18 protein-coding genes are annotated in these 21,843 nt (G+C 49.4%); 14 read left to right on the forward strand and 4 right to left on the reverse strand.

Translation table 11 applies throughout. The features are described 5' to 3' along the window. Positions 1 to 176 precede the first annotated feature (176 nt). The 4 genes from ACZ439_RS20550 to ACZ439_RS20565 form a co-directional block, all read right to left on the reverse strand. On the reverse strand, positions 177 to 992 hold the full coding sequence (locus tag ACZ439_RS20550) for a methyl-accepting chemotaxis protein (RefSeq protein ID WP_464620096.1): 816 nt from the start codon (positions 990 to 992) through the stop codon (positions 177 to 179). An 80-nt stretch (positions 993 to 1,072) separates the two neighbouring features. Beyond that, positions 1,073 to 2,047, reverse strand: coding sequence for an electron transfer flavoprotein subunit alpha/FixB family protein (locus ACZ439_RS20555; RefSeq protein WP_054797132.1), 975 nt, complete (start codon positions 2,045 to 2,047; stop codon positions 1,073 to 1,075). 23 nt (positions 2,048 to 2,070) lie between these two features. Then, positions 2,071 to 2,838, reverse strand: coding sequence for an electron transfer flavoprotein subunit beta/FixA family protein (locus ACZ439_RS20560; RefSeq protein WP_127607185.1), 768 nt, complete (start codon positions 2,836 to 2,838; stop codon positions 2,071 to 2,073). 25 nt (positions 2,839 to 2,863) lie between these two features. Next, positions 2,864 to 3,445, reverse strand: coding sequence for a TetR/AcrR family transcriptional regulator (locus ACZ439_RS20565; protein ID WP_127607187.1), 582 nt, complete (start codon positions 3,443 to 3,445; stop codon positions 2,864 to 2,866). Positions 3,446 to 3,583: 138 nt separating this feature from the next. Here ACZ439_RS20565 and ACZ439_RS20570 point away from each other — a divergent pair, with 138 nt between their 5' ends. From ACZ439_RS20570 to ACZ439_RS20635, 14 genes are all read left to right on the forward strand, one after another. Beyond that, the gene (locus tag ACZ439_RS20570) at positions 3,584 to 5,725 is read left to right on the forward strand and encodes a heterodisulfide reductase-related iron-sulfur binding cluster (protein WP_464620097.1); all 2,142 of its coding nucleotides are present in this window, start codon (positions 3,584 to 3,586) and stop codon (positions 5,723 to 5,725) included. 20 nt (positions 5,726 to 5,745) lie between these two features. After that, positions 5,746 to 7,506 (forward strand): acyl-CoA dehydrogenase family protein, encoded by a 1,761-nt coding sequence (locus ACZ439_RS20575; protein ID WP_054797134.1) that lies wholly within the window; start codon positions 5,746 to 5,748, stop codon positions 7,504 to 7,506. 130 nt (positions 7,507 to 7,636) lie between these two features. Next, the gene (locus tag ACZ439_RS20580; RefSeq protein ID WP_155613796.1) at positions 7,637 to 9,853 is read left to right on the forward strand and encodes a helix-turn-helix domain-containing protein; all 2,217 of its coding nucleotides are present in this window, start codon (positions 7,637 to 7,639) and stop codon (positions 9,851 to 9,853) included. 220 nt (positions 9,854 to 10,073) lie between these two features. Continuing rightward, the gene (locus ACZ439_RS20585) at positions 10,074 to 11,060 is read left to right on the forward strand and encodes an alpha/beta hydrolase fold domain-containing protein (protein WP_464620098.1); all 987 of its coding nucleotides are present in this window, start codon (positions 10,074 to 10,076) and stop codon (positions 11,058 to 11,060) included. 271 nt (positions 11,061 to 11,331) lie between these two features. Continuing rightward, complete coding sequence (locus ACZ439_RS20590; RefSeq protein ID WP_141334220.1) at positions 11,332 to 12,525, forward strand: MFS transporter; 1,194 nt, start codon at positions 11,332 to 11,334, stop codon at positions 12,523 to 12,525. 28 nt (positions 12,526 to 12,553) lie between these two features. Then, on the forward strand, positions 12,554 to 14,101 hold the full coding sequence (locus tag ACZ439_RS20595; protein WP_141334218.1) for a class I adenylate-forming enzyme family protein: 1,548 nt from the start codon (positions 12,554 to 12,556) through the stop codon (positions 14,099 to 14,101). A 183-nt stretch (positions 14,102 to 14,284) separates the two neighbouring features. Further along, complete coding sequence (locus ACZ439_RS20600) at positions 14,285 to 15,484, forward strand: ABC transporter substrate-binding protein (protein ID WP_141334216.1); 1,200 nt, start codon at positions 14,285 to 14,287, stop codon at positions 15,482 to 15,484. Between the two features lie 4 nt (positions 15,485 to 15,488). Then, positions 15,489 to 16,430 (forward strand): branched-chain amino acid ABC transporter permease, encoded by a 942-nt coding sequence (locus tag ACZ439_RS20605; RefSeq protein ID WP_306439338.1) that lies wholly within the window; start codon positions 15,489 to 15,491, stop codon positions 16,428 to 16,430. A 14-nt stretch (positions 16,431 to 16,444) separates the two neighbouring features. Beyond that, positions 16,445 to 17,464: a branched-chain amino acid ABC transporter permease gene (locus tag ACZ439_RS20610; protein WP_127607201.1), complete on the forward strand. Its 1,020-nt coding sequence runs from the start codon at positions 16,445 to 16,447 to the stop codon at positions 17,462 to 17,464. A gap of 2 nt (positions 17,465 to 17,466) precedes the next feature. Further along, positions 17,467 to 18,234 (forward strand): ABC transporter ATP-binding protein, encoded by a 768-nt coding sequence (locus ACZ439_RS20615; RefSeq protein WP_141334212.1) that lies wholly within the window; start codon positions 17,467 to 17,469, stop codon positions 18,232 to 18,234. After that, the gene (locus tag ACZ439_RS20620; protein ID WP_127607205.1) at positions 18,234 to 18,956 is read left to right on the forward strand and encodes an ABC transporter ATP-binding protein; all 723 of its coding nucleotides are present in this window, start codon (positions 18,234 to 18,236) and stop codon (positions 18,954 to 18,956) included. The genes ACZ439_RS20615 and ACZ439_RS20620 overlap by 1 nt, the downstream gene beginning before the upstream one ends. Positions 18,957 to 19,033: 77 nt before the next feature. Further along, positions 19,034 to 20,020: an MBL fold metallo-hydrolase gene (locus ACZ439_RS20625; protein ID WP_127607207.1), complete on the forward strand. Its 987-nt coding sequence runs from the start codon at positions 19,034 to 19,036 to the stop codon at positions 20,018 to 20,020. Between the two features lie 145 nt (positions 20,021 to 20,165). Continuing rightward, on the forward strand, positions 20,166 to 21,023 hold the full coding sequence (locus ACZ439_RS20630; RefSeq protein WP_127607209.1) for a 3-hydroxyacyl-CoA dehydrogenase family protein: 858 nt from the start codon (positions 20,166 to 20,168) through the stop codon (positions 21,021 to 21,023). Between the two features lie 31 nt (positions 21,024 to 21,054). Then, complete coding sequence (locus ACZ439_RS20635) at positions 21,055 to 21,834, forward strand: enoyl-CoA hydratase/isomerase family protein (protein ID WP_127607211.1); 780 nt, start codon at positions 21,055 to 21,057, stop codon at positions 21,832 to 21,834. Positions 21,835 to 21,843 lie beyond the last annotated feature (9 nt).

Consider the following 21,843-nt stretch of genomic DNA (forward strand, 5'->3'; position numbering starts at 1 on the left):
CCGCAGAAATAGCGCCGCACCTGACATGCGCACCTCCTTCAGGAAGGGGCTCATCTCGTGTTCATGTTGAAGCCTTAGGATGCCTCCATACATCGTGAACCTGCTCCCCGCAGGCACACGATGTATGGAGGCATCCTTGTCGTTTCGTAGGAATTCGTTTGGAGCACAAACTGCTTTCAAACTTTGGCGGAGGCCAGCAATTCTTCCGACGTAACGTGAATGCCCTCGCACACCGTGTTGATTTTTTGCAAGCCGGCCGTATGTTCCTCCGAGAAGGCCGCTACATGCTCAATCGAATGATGCATCATGGACACGTTCTTTTGAATTTTATCCATCTGGAATTGAACATCCTGCGCAAACTGTTTACAATAATCGGCCATTTTCCTAATTTCCGATGCGATCACTTCAAATCCCCGGCCTTGTTCCCCGAGTCGTGCCGCTTCAATCGCCGCGTTCAGACCGAGCAGCTTGGAGTTCTCGGCAATTTCCTGGACGGAATTCAAGATCGCATAGCTCCGCTCCACATCATTGATGATTTCTTCGGATTGCCCCTGAATGATTTGAATTTGCGTGGCCAGGTCAGTTGAGGTCTGGCTTATTTCCTGCGTGGAAATCGCCATCGTTTCAAGAGCGTTCGATATTTTGGAGGTCCCGTTTCTTAACATTTCGAGTCTATGCGTGGACACGAGCGCGGTCAGCACGCCAAGCAGCTCGCCCTCTTCAAATACAGGCACCGCCGTAGAAATGTATGCGACTCCAAATCGTTCGGGCCCGCGTTCTTCCCGGAAAACCTGTTGTTCCTCCAGGGCCTTGGAAGTGACCGTCCCTTTGAATGTTGCCATGGGCTCCCCGATTTTAGTCGGCCAATCCAGGGTTCCCCCAGGCAGCTCCGCGATTACTTTCTCTTTATTGAACACCGTTAGTCTGACATCCTCGGGAAAAGCCAATTGGATAATATCCAGCAGGCCGGCCAGTTGCTCAAGTTTGTTCAAAGCGAAGCCCTCCTTAACTTGTTCATAGTATGTGCAAACCGTAACAAATTGCGGCTCTCGGGGTATTTGCGGTGAAGGCGCTAGGTGAGCGTTACTTTAAATTCTTCGGTCAATAGCGGCACCACATCGAATAAATCGCCGACAATGCCGTAATCGGCCACTTGAAAAATCGGAGCTTCCGGGTCTTTGTTAATCGCGATAATAATCCGGGATTGGCTCATGCCGGCCAGATGCTGGATGGCGCCGCTAATGCCGCACGCAATATAAATTTCGGGCGTAACGACCTTGCCGGTTTGTCCGATTTGCATCGAGTAGTCGCAGTAGCCTGCGTCGCAAGCGCCGCGAGAGGCGCCGATCGCCGCGTTCAACGCCTCGGCCAGTTGCTCCAAAGGTTTAAAGCCTTCAGCGCTCTTTACTCCCCTGCCGCCGGCCACTATAATCTTGGCTTCGGTTAAGTCGACCTTCCCGGAGGCCTTGCGCACGACGTCTTTCACGATGGAGCGCAGCGCTGCGGGAGGGCTGTAGCTTACGGGAACGATCGGGGCCAGGGAGCCGGTTTTCTCCGCGGGAGGCACATTGTTCGGGCGAACGGTAACGATCGACGGCCCCTGAACAAACCGTTTCTGTTCCAACGCTTTTCCGGCATAGAGGGAACGTGTAAACAAGACGTCGGCGCCGGACTTCTCAATGGCCGTGACATCGGAGATTTGTCCTGCGTTTAAGTGGGCTGCCAGCATCGGAGCCAGGTCGCGCCCGATGCCCGTATGACCGAGGAATACCGCATCCGGGCGGATGCCGTCGATGAGCTCGGCTATGGCAGGAAAATAAGTATCCGGATTATAATTTTCCAGACTGGGATGATCCAGCACGTGGACGGACTCTACGCCGTATTGGGCCAGTTCTTCGGCCAAAGAAGTGATTTGATGCCCGGGAAAAACGGCAACGAGGCGATCTGCGTCATTTTTAGCGATTTTCGCAGCGTGAAGCGCTTCCAAAGTAACTTGACGCAGCTTGCCGGAACGTGCTTCGGCGATAACGATATAGGTTAGGCTCATAGGTATTCCTCCTCGATTGAATGTTAGATGGCTTTCGCTTCCGTGCGAAGCAGTTGTACCAATTGATGGGCTTGTTCTGCCGGGGTCCCCTGCAGAAGCTTTCCGGCGCCTCGGGCCGGCGGAAGAGAAAGGGAGGCCTGAACGGTTTTGGCGGCGATCTGTGCCGGCGTTAACCCGAGCTCATCCAAACCGATGAGGGTGAACGGCTTTTTCTTGGCTTTCATAATGCCGGGCAAAGAAGGATAACGGGGCTCGTTCAAGCCCTGTTGGGCGGTAAAGAGTGCCGGGAGCGAGATTTCCACCGTTTCCGTATCTCCTTCGGCATCGCGAAGAGCGACCGCTTTGTCACCCGAAATTTCCAGCTTCGTAATGGAGGATACGTGTGGAACATGGATCAGCTGAGCCAGCCGTACGGCGACTTGGCCTGAACCGTGATCTACGGAGAAATTTCCTCCAAGGATAACATCGAACGATTGCTTGCCGAAATAAGCGGCTAAAGCGTTGGAGACGCTAAATTCGTCATTCCCGATGCGCTCGTCCGAGATCAGAACCGCTTCGTCGGCCCCCATGGCCAAAGCGGTTCTTAGCGCTTCGGCACAACGCTCCGGACCGACGGATACGACAACGACATGGCCGCCGTGCTGCTCTTTTAACCGGATGGCCTCCTCCACCGCATATTCATCGTACGGGTTGATGATGAATTTGACCCCGTTGTCGGCTATTTTCCCGTTCTCGATTACGATTTTTTCCTCGGTATCGAAGGTTTGCTTGAGGATGGCATAAATATTCATCGGAATCCCTCCTGCTTTGGATGTATTATTTTAAACCTTTGATTAAAAATTCAGTGGTGCTTTCAATAAGCGACGTCAGGGAATACTTTCGGCCCGATATCAGCCAAGAGGAAATGACTTGATCCATGGCCCCGAACAACAGCCTCCGGGCGTGCTTGACTTCAAGGTTAGGGCGAAATGCCCCCTCCTCCTTACCTTTCTGCAGCACATCTTCGATGAGCCTGAAGAACGGGCTCGTATACTGGCTGATTTCTTTGCGTAGTTCCATCGGATGTTGGCGCAGCTCTACGATGTTTAAGTAGGCGATATGGACGTTTTCTTCCATGAACGTAAATAAAATCTCGCATATGGCATGTATCGCTGCATCCGCATTCAAGGTTTCCTTCAGACGATCGGTTAAGAGCTGGGTAAAACCGGTTAACGTTGTGCGGTACACGGTCGTCAGGATGTCTTCCTTGTTCTGGAAGTATAAATAGATCGTACCGTCGGCAACACCTGCCTCCTTGGCAATTTTGGATATTTGCGCTCCGTTAAAGCCGTGTTCAGCGAATACCTTTAAAGCTGCCTGTAAGATGGCATCCGTTTTGTCAATTTTCTTTCTTGCCATGAAACCTCCGTCATGATAGAATAACTCACAATTAATGAATCTACATTCATTAATTATTGTAGATGACGCCATATGAATTGTCAATGCTTGCAAGAACCGGAAGATAGCTTGCAGACCAAGGAAGGAAGGGAACGATGCATGACGTGGCAGTGGATTAACTTCATCTTGTTTTTGGCGGTAGTCGGGTATGGACTCTATCTGTTTTACAAAGCTGTGTTTCATCGATATTTATATGTAAAGCTCGGCCAGCCCGCCGAATTTCATTCGAGTCTGCAGGGCGGACGGCTTCAGGAATTTGTATCACAGGTATTTGCCCAGAAGAAGCTGATGAAAGATCCGAAGAGCGGCTTGATGCACATCATCATTTTTTACGGCTTTATCATTCTGCAATTCGGCGCCCTGGATTTAATAGTGAAAGGTTTGACAGGCGGGGGCGCTTTGCCGATTCCAGGCTATGATGCATTCAGCTTGATGCAGGAAATAACGGTGTTCGTTATTCTTGTGGCGGCGGGTTATGCCGCATACCGCAGATATGTGGAGAAACTGCCCCGCTTGAAAAGAGGCTGGAAGCCGAGCCTGGTGCTGTTTTTAATTTTTTTCCTGATGATGACAGTCCTGTTCTCTCTCGGGTTCGAACGGATCTGGCTCATGCACGAGGCATCCGTGTACGCTCCGCTTTCATCGTTGATCGCTGCGGTCTTCAGCGGAATGTCCGAAACGGCTGCGAAAGCCGCGTTTTATATGTTTTGGTGGGCGCACTTGCTGATTCTTCTCGCTTTTCTCGTGTATATCCCGCAATCCAAGCACTTTCATCTCCTGACCGCACCGCTCAACATTTGGTTTCGCCGGGCTGAGCCGGCAGGCCGGTTAAAGAAGCTGGATCTGGACAATGAAGAGGCCGATAACTTCGGGGTAGGCAAAATCGAAGATTTTACGCAAAAGCAGATGCTGGACTTTTACGCTTGCGTGGAATGCGGCAGATGCACGAATGTGTGTCCTGCGTCGAATACGGGGAAAGCGCTGTCTCCGATGCATATGATTATGAAGCTGCGGGATCATTTAACGGAAAAAGGCGCCGCGATTACGTCCAAATCGCCCTGGGTGCCCGGATTTGCTTTCTCTTCGTCCGGCGTGCATGCGATGTCCGGGATCAGCGTGAACGGAACCAACTGGGATTCGCCGGAAGTGACCGATATTGGGCCGACCCTCGAATGGCAGAAAGGCCATTGGGCTGTGCAGGAGCGCAAGGCGGAAGAGCTCGAATTGATCGGAGACGTCATGACGGAGGACGAAATCTGGTCGTGTACCACGTGCCGCAATTGCGAGGATCAATGTCCGGTCGGCAACGAGCATGTCGACAAGATCATCGACCTGCGCAGGCAGCTCGTCTTGATGCAGGGCAGCGTACCGGCTGAAGGCCAGCGTGCGATGCAAAATATCGAAAGACAAAGCAATCCATGGGGCTTAAGCCGGAACGACCGCGAGAAGTGGACGGGGGAAATCGAAGGCTTGGCCGTGCCGACGGTGAAGGACAATCCGGATTTTGACATCCTTTTCTTCGTAGGATCGATGGGCTCTTATGACTTGCGCAGCCGCAAAATTTCCCGGGCTTTCGTCAGATTGCTGCATGAAGCCGGGGTCAGCTTCGCCATTCTCGGCAACGAGGAGAAAAACTCCGGGGATACGCCGAGGCGGATGGGGAATGAATTTTTATTTCAACAGCTTTGTCTGGAAAACATCGAAACCTTCCAAAAGTATGGGGTTAAAAAGATTGTAACCGCTTGCCCGCACACGTACAATACGTTGAAAAACGAATACCCGGAATTCGGGCTGGAGAATGTGGAAGTGCTTCACCATACCGAGCTGTTGGATCGGCTGGTCCGCGAAGGAAAGCTGAACCCGCAGTATGAAATAAAAGAACGCATCACCTATCACGATTCCTGTTATTTGGGCCGCTACAATAACGTTTACGAACAGCCCCGCCGCATATTGAAAGCGATTCCGGGCGTCGAATTGGTCGAGATGGAACGAAACCGCGAGAACGGGATGTGCTGCGGTGCCGGCGGCGGGATGATGTGGATGGAGGAAACGGCAGGCAAAAGGGTTAACGTAGCCCGTACAGAGCAGGCTCTGCAGGTCAATCCGACGGTCATTAGCAGCGCATGTCCGTACTGCCTGACGATGATGGAGGACGGTACGAAAATGAAGGAAATGGAAGACCGGGTGAAAGCGAAGGATATTGCCGAAATATTGGAACAATCCGTCTTCGGATTGAACTAAATGATGAAGGGGAGAGTAAGATGAATAAAATTGTGGGCGGCAGCTTTCTGGTGCAAGAAGCGGATTTGAATCGAATCGTCACACCGGAGGATTTCACGGAAGAGCAGCGTATGATCGCGCAATTGGCGGACGATTTTGTAACGAATGAATTAGAGCCGCTGGAAGAGGAAATGGAACATCAATTGAACGTCGAGTTAACGAAGGAAAAGCTGCGGACCGCGGGTGAACTGGGCTTGCTCAGCGCAGAAGTACCGGAGCGGTATGAAGGCCTCGATGTGGATAAAGTCAGCGCGCTGTTAATCAATGAGAAGATCGTCAGAGCGACCTCGTTCTTTATCTCGTATGGAGGTCAGACGGGCATCGGTTCGCTGCCGATCGTGTTTTTCGGCAACGACGAGCAAAAGAGGAGATACTTGCCGGGTATTGCAGCCGGAGAGAAGCTGGCCGCCTATGCGCTGACGGAAGCCTCGTCCGGGACGGACGCACTGGGAGCGAAGACGCATGCTAAATTATCCGGCGATGGCGCTTATTATATATTGAACGGAACGAAGCAATTTATTTCCGGATCGAGCTTTGCGGATGTGTTCATCGTCTTTGCGAAGGTGAACGGGACGGACTTCAGCGCGTTTATCGTGGAACGGTCGTTCGACGGGCTGCATATCGGACCGGAGGAGAAGAAGATGGGACTCAAAGGCTCTTCCACCTGCTCATTAACTTTGGAGGATGTGAAGGTTCCGGTTGAAAATTTGTTGGGAGAGGTCGGCAAGGGCCACCTGATCGCGTTCAATATTTTGAATCTCGGGCGATTGAAGCTGGCGGCGGGAGGCCTGGGGCTCTCCAAGGCGGCGATCGAAATTTCGGCTGCCTATGCGAATGAACGCAAGCAGTTCGACCGGCCCATTGCTTCCTTCCCGCTCATCGGCAAAAAGCTGGCCGACATGAATATCCGGACCTTCGCGCTTGAAAGTATGATTTACCGAACGGCCGGCTTGCTCGACGAGGGCTTGAGCGTGCTCGATCACAGCCATCCGAATGTCGATTCCTTGTCGGCCAAAGCGATTTCCGAATATGCGCTGGAATGCTCGATCAATAAAGTGTTCGGCTCGGAGGTTCTCGATTTTGTCGTGGATGAAGGATTGCAAATTCATGGGGGCTATGGGTACATTCAGGAATACCGGATTGAGCGTATGTACCGGGACTCGCGGATATTCCGCATTTTTGAGGGAACGAATGAAATTAACCGGATGCTGATTCCGGATACCCTGGTGAAGCGGGCGTTCAAAGGCGAGCTGCCTTTATTGGAGAAGCCGGGCGAGCTGCAATCCGTGCCCAGCTCCTCTGCCGGCGAAACGTTGGAACTCGAAGCACGGCTAATTGCAAACGCCAAGCATACGTTCCAATGGCTGCTGGCGCAAGCCGTACAAAGATATGACAAGAAGCTGAGCCAGGAACAGGAGATCGCAGGCAACTTGGCCGATATCGTCATTTCCATCTACGCCATGGAGAGCGTGCTGCTTCGGACGAAGAAAATGATGGCGCGGACTCGTGAAGACCAAGCCCGCCATGCCATTCAGATGACGATCGCTTTCGTGCATGAAACCGTCGACAGGATCGCATCCTGGGCCAAGGAAATGATATGCGCCGTCCTTTCCGGCGATGCGCTGCTTGCCGCGTTGGCGGCGTTGACCAAGGCAACGGCCTCCGTACCCGCCGTCAACCTTATTGATTTGAAAAGGAGCGTCGCTTCGCGAGTGATCGACGCGGAAAAATACGTCGTTTAATGGCAGGTCGGCTCTCCTCTCTAATTGCATTACTTTCCATGAGGCGATTTTCTAACTATAATAAAGATATTATTTTTCTTTATTGGCAGAAAATGTGGATGAGCGATGAATTCGAAAGGGGAGCGAACGGTTGGATACCCAGAAACAAAAACACCTATTAGAAAAAATCGATCACCATCTTCGAAAAACGGCACGGCGGATGGTTCAGTTTGATACGCTGGACGAAACGCTGCATTACTTAATCGATTCGTTTCACGAGCAGTTCGCTTGCAACTATATGGCGATTATTATCAAGGACGGGCATACGCTGAAGATTAAAGCGAAGAAGGGCGAGGCCCCTCAGTTTGAGCAGCATTTTCCATTGAGCAGTGAAGCCTGTTTGCCCCGCGTTTATGGCGAGCCGCTCTGTACGTTTGATTTGATTAAAGAAGAAGACAATTGCTCTTTGTTATCAGGTTTAAATGCGGAGCAGTTTCAAACGTGGTTTACGTTCCCGATCCGGCAGGAGAACGAAGACAGCTTGGGCTTGTGCGTGATCGGCTTCCGTTCCTTTGTTCCTCTCGTACTCGGTGCGGAGAAGCTTTTCGAGGAATATGGCAAGGACATCGCGATCGCATTTGCCCTGGGGCAGCAAAAAGAAACCGAGCTTAAGAAAATAAAAGGGCTCGAGTGGTTGAAGGAAAATGTATATTTGGGCGGCTCCTCGTTAGAAGAGATCGTAAGTAAAATCGTGGAACGCGCAGGAAAAGGGACGAATGCGGAATCTGCCTTCATTTACCTGTATGACGAAGACACGAACTGTTTTTTGTATCAGCCCCCGTCTTACGGAATTAATATTCCGCAGGACAAGATCGATCTCAAGGAAGCCTACGATTTAAACCCGTTTTTTGCTTTCCTGGAAAAGCCGGGCGGCGGTGAAATTACAATTCCGTTGATCATCAATTTGAAAACGATCGGCGTCCTGCATGTCATCAATAAAGAGCATGCGTTGTTTACAGCCGACGATTTAGAGCTGCTGCAGTTTTTAGCCTCGCACGTTTCGGCTCTGATTGAGAATGCGAGATTGTATTCCAGTGAAAAAGACCGCAAATACCGGCTTGAAACGTTCATGCATCATCAGCAGGAATTGGTCAAGCATACACTGGAAGACGACGGATTCTCCAAAATTTCCGAGTTTTTGTCGGATATGATGAAATGCTCCGTTTTTTTGTTTGACCGGTTCTTTCATCTGACTTCGAGCTGTATCCTGGAATCCGATCCTGCGATGGGGGAGCGTATTCTATCCCAGGTGAAGAACGAAAGGCGGCACTTTCAGCAAAGCAAGCAATTGGAGTATTGGATCACGGTTAACGACCAGCTTGAATTCGGCATGTTTAAGGTCGTTGGAGCAGGTGATCTGTTGGGCTATCTGGGCCTGGCGATTCCCAGAAAGAAGCTCGATACCGTATTAAAGATGACCCTGAACCATGCGCTTAACGTATATGCGGTTCAATTCATCAAGCAGAAGGTTGTTCTTGACGTGCGGGAACAGGTGAAGGACAGCTTTTTCAATCAGTTATTTGTGGAGGAAATCCATAACAAAGGCAAAATATTAGAGTACGCCAATCTGCTGAATTGGAATATTCTCGAGCCGCACGTCATTGGATTGTTTTCCTTTGTGTTCGAAGAGAAGGAAGAGCAGAAATCCAATCTCCTTGAAGTCGATGCCCAAAAAACATGGATCTGGGATCGGATCCGCGACCATGTTTCCAGATCAGAGCCCGGGATTATCCTGACACGCAAGGATGAATATTATGTAACCATTGTTCCCCAAGCCAAAGCGACCGGTGCGTTTTGGAAAACCTTTTATGAAAGAATCAAGAAAATCATTAGCTCCGAGTTCGACCATGTGGCCAGTTATTTGGGAATCAGTCAAGAGGCCCATAAAATCGAAGATTACTATAATTGCTACAAGCAAGCGCAAAAAACGTTGGCTATTCTTTATAATCGCTTTCCGGACAAGCAATTTCTCAGCTTTCATCAGCTAGGCTCCTATACGGTGCTGTACAACTTGGCGGATCCCCATATCGTTCCCCTATTTTTGAGAGCGTATCTGGACCCGCTGCTGCAGTACGCTAACGGAAAGAACCGCGACCTGTTCGATACACTGCGGGTATATTTGCAGACGAACGGAAATATCAAAGATTCCTCCGATCGCTTATTCATTCACCGCAGCTCCTTTAAATACCGCCTGGAAAAAATCAGGGAAATCCTTCAGGTGGATATTGACGATGCCGAGCAGCGATTTAACATCATGCTGGCGTACAAGCTGTATGATCTGCATCTTACGGAAAGCTCCGATGCCTAAACCTTTGTTTACGGCGGAGAATTTTCATTTGTTCTTTTCCTGCATCACGAACGTACCCAATCATGGGTATTCATTGTATGATGATTTCAACACAAGGAATGACTTCGCTGCATAGAGAACGAGCATGAAGGTTTAAGTAACCGCTTTCTTAGCAGGAGGAGGGATGCTCACTTCGATTGCCCTGAATGTATGATTCATATATTTTAGGAGGATGTCGTCGATGAAACTGAAAAAAGCAACCCTTCTCACCCTGTTAATGGTTTGTATCTTTACCGCAGCCACCGGACTTGCCGTTGCCGCTACTAACGGAGCTAAGCTGTTAGAAGTTTCTATGAAAAAGCTCTCTGTAGACTTTATTTCGGACATTGTTTACTCGCAGCCTTCAATCTTTGGCGATCCTAATTTCCCTCTTCATATGGATATTTTGAAGCCCGGCAGTCAAGAGCTTCTTCCCGCCGTTGTATTTGTTCCTGGCGGAGGCTTTATGTCAGCCAATAAAGACAGCTCTTTACAACAAAGAATGACGATGGCCGAATCAGGCTATGTCGTGGCAAGTATCGAATACAGAGTCACCCCCAGAAGCACCTTCCCTTCACCGCTTGAAGATGTAAAGTCGGCGATCCGCTACCTTCGGGCCAATGCTGCTAAATATGGTATTGATCCGGACCGTATCGCGGTGATGGGGAATTCAGCCGGCGGCTATCTGGCGGCATTCAGCGGAACAACCAATGAGGTTGCGGCATTTGACAAAGGCGATTATCTTCATCTGAGCAGCAACGTGCAGGCCGTCATTGATTTATACGGTTTGTCTGATTTAACGAAGGTAGGATACGGTTTCTCCAAAGAGGTGGAAGCTGTTCACGACTCTCCTTCCGCGCCGGAAGGGATGTGGGTAAACGGACCTGCGGTGTTCGGCCCCGGCGGATCGATCCATTCCAATCCTGAGAAAGCGGCCAAAGCCAATCCGATCACGTATATTACGAAGGATGCACCTCCATTCTTAATTATGCATGGCGATAAGGATACGTTGGTTTCTCCGAACCAAACGGAGATTTTGCATGAGGCTCTCGTAAGCCAAGGAGTGGATTCCACCTACTACGTGGTTCAAGGTGCCGGACACGGCGGACCGCAATGGGTGCAAACGGAAATTACGGATATCCTTATCGCTTTCTTGGATAAACATCTGAAAGACAAGAAGCCGAAGTGAGCTTAAGAGGCTCCATCATGGCTTATCAAATCGTCCAACCTTCCATCGTTTTCGTTGGAAGGTATTTTCTTTCTTGTTCATACGTCACGATGCGGAAATTTATGCGCTTACTTTCCTGCACGATGAAGGTATTTTTTCGCCGGATTTCTTTTTATAATAAGATTTAAGGAAATCGGTTATTTTAACCCATCCAAATGTAAGCGATAACATTGTATCCAGTCAAAATGAAGGAGGAATCCGGGAAGCAGGTTTACTTTCGGAAGGTGATGTCATGGACCAGCAGCAGGATCAATTGTGGACCAAGGGATTTTTGGGGATCACACTTTGCGGGTTTTTATTATTTTTAAACTTACAGATGCTGATCAGTTCTCTCCCTGCGTATTTAAAGGAGCAATTTCAGGCCAGTGATTTCAGCATCGGAGTGATAACGGGCCTTTTCGCCTTATCCTCGGTGGCCGCGAGACTGTTTGCAGGCAGACCTGGCCAGAAAGAAAGAATGGGTCGGCTTTTGTTCCTTGGTTTATTCATCGCATGGATAGCTACAGCCGGCACCTATTGGTGTCATGCCTTAATCGCCATTTTAGGTATAAGAATGGTGTATGGTTTCGGCTTTGGCGTGGCCAGTACCGTATTGCCCACTATGGCATCCAATCGGGTTCCTCTCGCGCGAATGGGAGAGGGCATGGGGTATTTCGGATTTTCCAATACACTCGGATTGTCTGTAGGGCCCCTCATCGGGATGTATTTGCTCGCCAATTACGGCTTTGGGACTTTAACGGCCGCAGCTTCGATTGTTCTTCTTCTGATTTTTCCTATCATCTACGGGGTGTTGCCAGGAGCAAGCACAATGGCGACAGGAGCGGTTCGAGGGAAATCTTCACAAGGAAACACCTACTTTTCCCGGAAATTAGTTCTGCCCGCCATTTTGAATATGCTCTTATCCATCACTTACAGCGGCCTGATCGGTTTCATCGCACTGTTTGGCCTTCAGCGTAACATTGAAGGCGTGGGCAGCTTCTTTCTGGTTCAATCCTTGATGGTACTGCTGATTCGGCCTTTTGCCGGAAAAATATTCGATCGCAGGGGGCCTGTTGCCGCCGTGATACCCGGTGGTTTTCTGGTCATGCTGGGAGTCATTTTCCTTTCCTACTCGGACCGCTTGCTCGAACTTATTTTGTCGGCAATCGTCTATGGCTGCGGGTATGGGATGATCCAGCCGTCCATTCAGGCCTGGATGATCAAGGAAGTATCCGCAGATGAGCGGGGGATCGCGAACGGAATGTTCTACAATTCCATCGATGCAGGGGTTGCGCTCGGCTCCATCTTATTGGGCGTACTGGCCTCGGGTGTAGGGTACGGCTTGATGTATCGTTTGTCTTCCCTGTTTATGGCTTTGTTTTTATTGATTTTCGGGCTTTCGATCATGTTAACGCGTCATCGAAATAAGGTTACCCAAAATATGTAGGACACAGGAAGGTAAGGTGAATGATCACATGCAAGGGAATAGCGTGTCTGTTTCACAACTGTTGGATATGGCGGTGCAAGGCAGTCCCGATAAAGAGGCGATTTATGACCTGACGCGCAGACTGACCTACGGCGAGCTGCAGGAGGAAGTCAATCGGTTAGCATCTGCTCTCGTATCGCTGGGCATCAAAGAAGGGGATCGGGTCGGCGTTTCTTTACCCAACTGGCATGAGACGGTTCAATTATTTTTTGCCATTGCGAAAATAGGGGCCATTCTCGTTCCATTTAACCCCAAGTATCGGTTGCATGAATTACAGCATATTTTAGGAAATTCGGGAGCCAAAGTCGTTTTTGTATCCCAGGAATTTGAAAAAACAGGCTTTGAAAGCGGAGAACCGAACCATTTGCAGCTCATTACGGTCCGGTATGAGAAGGAGGGCTGCCTCTCATTTACCGACCTTCTAGCAGGCTCGAATGACGTCATTCCGCCGCAGCCTGCCATCGATCCTCTGCATGATACGTTCTGTATTTTGTATACTTCGGGAACGACCGGCGTGCCGAAAGGGGCCATGGTCACTCATCGCAGCGTCGTTCAGTCCGGCATGACGATTGCGAAGAGCCTGCAATGTGTCTCCGATGATGTGTTTATTATTCTGGCGCCGATGTTTCATATCTTCGGAATGGCCGTTAACTTGATGTCTGCCGTCTATTGTCAATCCAAAATGGTGCTGCTCGAAAAATACAAACCGAAAGACGCCTTAAAGCTGATCGAGCAGGAAAAAGTAACGATTCACCACGCGGTTCCGTCGATGTTGAATCTCGAATTGAAGGACCCTGATTTTGACTCCTACGATTTATCTTCGCTGCGGGCGGGAATAACGGGAGCGGCCACTTGTCCTCCGGAAACGATCAAAGGGGTCCGTGAGAAGATGGGCATGAATCTTTGCATTTCCTACGGCATCACCGAGACCGGTACGGTAACCATCACGCAGTATGATGATAAAGAAAGCAACATTCTCGAGACGGTCGGCAAAGCAGTAGAAGGCGTCGAAGTGAAAATTGTCAATGACCGGAGGGAAACGCTGCCTCCAGGTGAAACCGGCGAAATTGCTTGCAGAGGCTTCGGCGTCATGAAAGAATATTACCAATCTCCTGAGCAAACCCGGCAAGTGCTTGATCCTGAAGGGTGGTATTATACGGGCGATTTGGGCACGATGGACGAAGACGGGTACATTCGATTTGTGGGCCGCAAGAAGGAATTGATCATACGGGGCGGCTACAATATTTATCCCCAGGAAATCGAAGGCTTGCTTCAAAACCATCCGAAAGTTCTGGAGTCCGCGATTGTCGGCCTGCCTGATGCGACTTTAGGCGAGATCGTATGCGCCGCCGTCAAGCTGAAGCCTAATGTCCAGGCGACGCAGGAGGAAATCATCGATTACTTAAAAACGTATATCGCCAGCTATAAGCTTCCCGGCAAAGTGGTATTTGTGGAGGAGCTGCCGACAACGGCGAGCGGAAAAATCCAGAAAGTCAAATTAAAAGATGAGCTTATGAATCGTTTAGAGGCCGGCTGAACAATAGTTCATGCAGAAGTTCATGCTATTCCTACATAGTGGATAAATTGACAAATTATAATTCCTACATGATGCAGGTATACTTAGTTTGAATTTTCTGTAAAATTAAAATTATTACAGGATATGACAGCGTTTTCAATGTCGAAAAAGAGTTAGGTCTAATTATTAAGAAGGGGTGTTCATATGAAAATGTCAAGCCGAAACATGTTAGTATTCGCTCTTGCCGTCATGCTTCTTGTATTGGCAGGGTGCGGCCCGCAAGGCCCGCAAGCAGGTAATAACGCATCCAACAGCGGCGCGCCTGCCAAATCGGATGGAAGCGGCGGCGACGCCAAAGAAATTAAAATCGGATTGGTGCTTGCCGAAACCGGACCCGCATCCACATTAGGCTTGACGGAAGTTCAAACACAAAAATTGTTTCAAAAGCAATTGGATAAACAAGGGCCTATTAACGGCTATAAAATTAAACTAGTTATGCAGGACTATGAGACGGATGACACCAAAGCCGTCATTGCCATGGACCGCTTGATTTCCGAAGGCGTCGTTGCGGTCGTGGGAGCAACGCAAGTAAGTACAACCGCCGCAATTCTTCCGAAGGCGATCTCGGCCAAGCTTCCGTTTTTGACGGTTGCACCTGCCAATTCGGATAAGGATAACGTATTTGTCATGACCCCAAGTTCAAAAACCGTTTCCGTTAAGGTCGTGGAATGGTTAAAGAAAAAAAATATTACGAAAGTGGCTTGGGTAAATGCCAAGGATGCGTTCGGCGTTGAAGGTCTTCCCGCATTCAAGGACCTTGCAAAAGAAAATAATATTGAAATTGTAGCACACGAAGAATTCGACGCTACGGCTACCGATATGACCGTTCAATTAACGAATGTCAAAAAAGCGAATCCCGAGGTTGTCGTCGTATGGTCCAGAACGCCGGGCGCCGGGGTTGTGGCGAGAAACTTTAAGGCCCTCGGCTTTAACATTCCGATGATTCAAAGCACCGCATCCGCGAACCAGGGATTCCTCGATCAGGTAAAAGGCAACAATGAAGGGCTCTATGTGGTTGGAAGCCGGTTAAGCATCGTCGACCAGCTGCCGGATTCGGATCAGAAGAAAAGATTGCAGGCGTTCCGTGACGCATTCAAAGCCGAATTTAACGGCGAACCCGACTTGTTTGCCGCTCATACGTATGACGGGCTTTCCATGATCGTGGAGGCGATCAAGGCAGGACATACAACTCCGGAAAATATTACGAAGTTTTTAAATAAAGATTTGGGCAAATATCCGGGCATTACCGGAACCTTCGATTTTGCACAGACAAGGCTGACTTCACAGGTGGACGGATTGACCGTACTCGGCATTAAAGACAACGCCTGGAAATACGAAGAATAGTTGGATGGATAATAATCTATGGCAGATATCGATCTGCCATAGATTTTCACTAGAAGGGAGATCGAACATGGATTTCGCGCAATTTTTGCAATTTCTCATCACCGGACTTACCGTTGGCAGCATTTATGCACTGCTAGCCATCGGATTTGTCACCATCTACAATACAACGGGAATATTAAACTTTGCTCAAGGTGAGTTTGCGATGATCGGGGCGATGTCGTGTATTTCTTTAATTGGTTTTGGTCTTCCCATGTTCGCAGCGATTCCAATAGCGATCCTTTTTACCGCGTTTATCGGCTTATTCATAGAGAGAACACTTATAAAACCGGCGAGAAAGAGCGCACCCGTCACCCTTGTTGTCATTACTATCGGATTGTCCATTTTTCTTAAGGGACTCGGATTAATTATTTGGGGTACTTATCCGAAAACCTTGTCGCCGATTGTTCAGATAAAGCCCATCCATTTTTTCGGGGCCGTTATCAACCCGCAAAGTTTGTTTATTTTTGCCATACTGATCGTCCTGCTCGCCTTGCTGTATTTCTTTTTTGATAAAACCTTTATCGGATCCGCCCTCAGAGCGAGCGAGACCAATCCCCGCGCCGCAAGCTTAATGGGGATCAACACCCAGGCGATGTCAGGCTTATCCTTCACGTTGGCCGCAGCCCTTGGAGCCATCGCCGGCATTATTATCGCTCCCTTAACGGACGCAACGTACGAGATGGGCTTTCTAATCGGTCTTAAAGGCTTTGTCGCCATGGTTATCGGAGGGATGAATAATATTTCCGGGGCCGTCATGGGCGGTTTGGTGCTCGGTGTAGTCGAAGCTTTTTCAAGCGGTTTGCTTTCCAGTACGTATAGTGACGCCATCAGCTTCACGGTATTGCTGTTGGTGCTATTCTTCAGACCGAACGGTTTGTTCGGCAAAGCAACCGGTCTAAGAGTATAGAGGGGGCAATCATAATGGCTAAACTTGACGCAATTTTATACGGCAATCGTTGGAAACCGTTTATCGGTTTAATTGCCATCATATTAGCTCTTCCGTTTTTCGTCCATGCTCCGCATATTTTTACGGTGCTGATTCTAATCGGCCTGTACAGCATCATTACGGTCGGACTAAGTCTGCTGATCGGCTATACGGGGCAAATCTCTTTAGGGCATGCCGCATTCTTTGGAATCGGAGCCTACGTGTCCGGCATGCTGACGACGAAAGCCGCGATGTCGCCTTGGTTGGCCATGATCCTTGGCATGGTGGTCACTTTTGGCATCGCCTATCTGATCGGAATTCCCATTCTCAAGCTGAAAGGACACTTTCTGGCTTTAGCCACCCTCGGTTTTAATATTATCATCTATATTCTAATTGTAGGGTTGTCGGATTATACGGGGGGCCCCTTGGGCCTGCACAGCATTCCGACTTTATCGTTGTTCGGTCTGGATCTGAGCAATCCGCTCTATTTTTATTATTTCATATGGACCGTTGTGGGGCTCGTGATCATTTTCTCAACGAATATCGTTCGCTCTCCTATTGGCCGGCTGCTCAGAAGCATACACGACAGTGAAATCGCTACGCAAACCTTGGGCGTTAACGTCGCCAAATATAAAGTGGCCATTTTTGCGATCAGCGCCGCATATGCCTCGTTAGCGGGCAGCTTTTACGCGCATTTTATTAATTTTATCGCACCTCCTACGTTTTACATTAATTTCTCCATTTTGCTGCTGATCATGGTCATGGTCGGCGGAAGCCATTCCATCTGGGGCGCTATGCTGGGTACGGGCACCATCATGTTCCTGCAGGAACTGATCCGGTATATCGGTAAAGACTACCTCCATCTCAGCGGTCCGGTTGAAATTGTGGTTTACGGTTTTATGATCGTGATTGTGATGATGTTTGCTCCTAGAGGGGTCATTTCGATACTATCAGGCGCCTGGGTCAAAGCTTCGCGCAGCAAAACCAAAATGATGAAAGAAGCAAAAGGGGTTTAAACATGACAAACTTACTGGAAGTTAAGGGATTGACGAAAAAATTCGGCGGAGTAACCGCGGTCGATAACGTTAGCTTTCAAGTTGGGGAAGGGGAGATTGTGGCGGTCATCGGTCCGAACGGTGCCGGGAAGACCACGTTGTTCAATACGATTTCTTGTTTTATGCCGCCTACCTCAGGAGAAGTTATTTATCAAGGAAATCGACTTACCGGCAAAAAAATATATGAGCTGGCGCCGCTTAAAATATCAAGGACGTTCCAAAATCTTCAAATTTTTCGCAATATGACCGTTCTGGAAAATGCCATGATGGGCGCGCATGTGAAATTGAGGACGAATGTGCTCAGTGCGGGATTTCGACTGCCGATCGTCAAGAAGGATGAAGAACAAGCGTATCAGCTCGCTCTGGACGCGCTCGAAATGGTAGGGCTGCTCCATCTGATGCATGAAAAAGCAGGGCAGCTCTCCTACGGACTTCAGAAGCAATTGGAATTCGCCCGCGCCATCATGTATGAGCCTACACTCGTCTTGTTAGACGAACCGATGGCGGGTTTAAACGATGCGGAAACGAAAAAAATGTCCGAGTACATCGTAGAGTATAAAAAGAAAGGCCATTCTTTCTTGTTTGTCGAGCACAAGATGGCTACCGTTATGGAAATTGCCGATCGTATCGTCGTCATCGATTTCGGCAAAAAAATTGCGGAAGGAACTCCCGAAGACGTACAACGCAATGAAAAAGTAATTAAAGCGTACTTGGGGGAGGAGGCGGTTTAATGCTGAAAGTAGAAAACTTAAGCACACATATAGGCAACATCCAAATACTACACGCCATTAATCTCGAAGTACATAGCGGCGAAATCGTTTCGGTGATCGGTGCGAACGGCGCCGGAAAAAGCACCCTGTTGAACACGTTAGCCGGTCTTTACAAGCCGTCGGAAGGGAAAGTGACTTTACACGGCGAAACGATCAGCGGTTTCCCTTCCCATCATGTTGTTGGCAAAGGTTTGGCACTTGTTCCCGAAGGGCGGCAAATTTTCAGCAACCTGACCGTTGAAGAAAATTTACGGCTCGGCATGTATTCCAAATACTTTAAAGAGAAGGAAAGCGTCAAGGGAAACCTGGAGAAAGTACTTGAGATGTTCCCCGGATTGAAAAAACATATGCATAATCTCGGCGGTTTTCTAAGCGGCGGAGAACAGCAAATGCTCGCGATCGGACGAGGCTTAATGTCGAATCCGAAAATTATTTTGCTGGATGAGCCGTCTATGGGGTTAGCACCGATGATCGTGAATGAAATATTGGAAAATTTGAAATATATCAAAGAGCAGCTTGGCACGATGGTCATCCTGGTGGAACAGAACGTCAAAGCCGCCCTGAGAGTGGCCGACCGCGTTTATGTGATGGATCAGGGCAAAATCATTCTAAACGGCACGAGAGATGAAATTAGCAATAACGCAAACGTTCAATCGGCTTATCTGGGAGTGAAAATTTCTTGAACCATACGATTATTCAAGGGGTGTTTGGTTACCGGCATCCCGTTTTTTTATTTTAGCCCGTATTGGAGGAGCATTCCATGTACTCGGTTCATAAGGACGGTTATGGATTCCATCAAATCACGCTGCCGACCCTTCTCCCGGTCGGTCCGGTCAACGTGTTGGTTATTGAGCGGAACGGCAAGTTAACCTTGATCGATGCCGGCATAAATACAGATGAAGCGTTTGCCATTCTGCAAAGCTCACTTGGAAACTTAGGCTATTCATTAACGGATTTGGAGCGAATTGTGCTCACCCATCATCATCCCGATCACATCGGATTAATTAACAGGATTGCGGAGCGTTGCAAGATTCCTGTCCTGGCCCATCCGTTGGCGGTTCCGCGGCTTACTCGGGATCCGGAATATTTAAGCTTTCGCTGTGACTTTTTTGATACATTGTACCGTGAGATGGGCTGCGGTGAGTTAGGCGCTCAACGTATCGAGCAGATGAAAAGAAGTATGGTCGAAAATAAACATGAAAAAGTGACGGCTGAAATCATTGAGGTGGATGAGGGAGGGAATATTCAAGGGCTGGACAGCCTGGAGCCTATATACGCGCCGGGTCACTCCCCCGACCATCTGATGTTCTATGACCGCCAAAGAAAGGTTTTGGCGGCAGGCGATCACCTGCTTCCCAAGATTTCAAGCAATGCGCTTGTCGAGCCGGATATAGACGGGAACCGGTTGCCCTCACTTGCTTTGTACCGGGAATCGCTGTTGAAATGCCGGGAGCTCGCCGCGGATATCGTGTTTCCCGGTCACGGAGAGGCGTTCGGTCAACATGCGGCCTTGATCGACTCCAGACTTTCAAGGATGGATGAAAAGGCGGACAGAGTCAAAGAGCTGATCAAGCTCAGGGCAAAAACGCCGTTTGAGCTGGCCAAGGAAATGTATCCTACGGAGTACCGGCGCCAATTTACATTCGTGATGTCGGAAGTCATCGGAATGCTCGATTACATGGAAACGAATCTGCAAATTGAAAAAGTATTCTCCAATCACGTTTGGTCGTACGCGGCTAAAGACTGATCGAATTAAGTTGATTACGGTGGACGAAAAGTTATTCCGTTTTTCCTACATCGTGAACGTGTTTGGATGCAACTAAATTTTTTATAATTAAACTATAAAGCGCATACAAAAATACGAGCTTATTTTAGAGAAGGAGATTTATAAGATGAACGAACGTATCATCGGCGTTGTCGGAGCGGGAACGATGGGGAGCGGCATAGCGCAGCTTGCGGCTCAGAAAGGGTTTCGCGTTGTTTTATATGATATGAACGACGAGCTGGTCCATAAAGGAAAAGGCCGAATTGCTTCCATCTTGGCCAGATTGGTTGAAAAAGGAAAGCTGACGGAAGCCGATAAAGAAACGACGTTGGCTAACATAGAGGCTACCTCTGATTTAACGCGGATGGAGCAGGCCCATGTTGTCATCGAAGCGATCGTTGAGGATATGAAGATCAAGCAGGACATGTTCCGTCAGCTGGACGCTGTTCTGGGACCCGAAGCGATCCTGGCCACCAATACGTCCTCGTTGTCGATCACATCGATCGCGCAAGCGACGAAACGTGCCGACCGCGTAGCCGGCATGCATTTTTTCAACCCGGCTCCGATCATGAAGCTGGTTGAAGTCGTTAGGGGTTATAACACTAGCGACGATACGGTTGCGACGCTGATGGGCCTGGCCCGGGATTTCGGCAAAGAACCGATTGAAGTGAAGAAGGATTCGCCGGGGTTCATCGTTAACCGGGTCATGATCCCACAGTTCGTCGAAGCGATGCGCCTGGTGGAGGAAGGGGTCGCGACGATGGAGGATGTAGATAAGGCCGTAAAATTGGGGCTCAATTACCCGATGGGCCCGTTTGAACTGCAAGATTTTGCCGGAGTCGATATCGGATTGCATGTGCTGGACTACTTCTATGAGGAATTCAAGGATGACCGCTTTGCGGCGCCGCAATCCTTGAAACGAGTGGTTCGCGCAGGACGTCTGGGCAAGAAAACAGGAGCAGGCTGGTATGATTACAACAAATAACCCCCACAATCCAAAGGAGATGAACAAGACGATGGAGTTTGAAACCCTGGAACTGACAGTAAACGGTAGAGTTGCGGTGCTAAGCCTGAATCGGCCCCCGATGAATCCTTTGAATAAGAAGCTTTTCAGCGAGCTGTATGAGATACTGGAGGAGCTGGAAAATAACGATGACATTGGCGCCATCATTATTACCGGCAAGGGGGAGCGCGCATTCGCGGCGGGCGCCGACATCAGCGAAATGAAAGAACTCGACGCTGCGGGCATCGCCAGGATGAACCGGATTTCACGCAAAGCCTTCGAGAAACTGGAAAACATCGGCAAGCCGGTCATTGCCGCCATCAACGGACTCGCACTGGGAGGCGGCTGTGAGCTCGCCCTATGCTGCGATTTCCGGATTTGCTCGGAGAACGCGAAAATCGCCTTGCCGGAAATCAACTTGGCGATCATCCCCGGCGGGGGCGGTACACAGCGGCTGCAGCGGCTCATTGGGCAAGCGCGGGCTAAAGAGCTGCTCTATTTTGGCGATATGATCAAAGCGCAGGAGGCGCAGGCTTACGGTTTGGTCAGCAAGGTGGTGCCGCTGGAAAGCTTGATGGACACAGCGCTTGAATGGGCGGCGAAGCTGGCCGAGAAACCGGCGGTTGCCCTGAAGATGATGAAGACTGCCTTGCATACCGGAGCCGATACCGATCTGAACAACGCATTGACCATCGAGACGGTTTGTTTTGGCATTACATTCGAGACCGAGGACAGAAAAGAGGGAATGGCTTCCTTCTTCGAAAAGCGCAAGCCTGTTTACGTCGGTCGATAGAAAGCCCTT

This window comes from Paenibacillus sp. JCM 9796 (assembly GCF_055379675.1).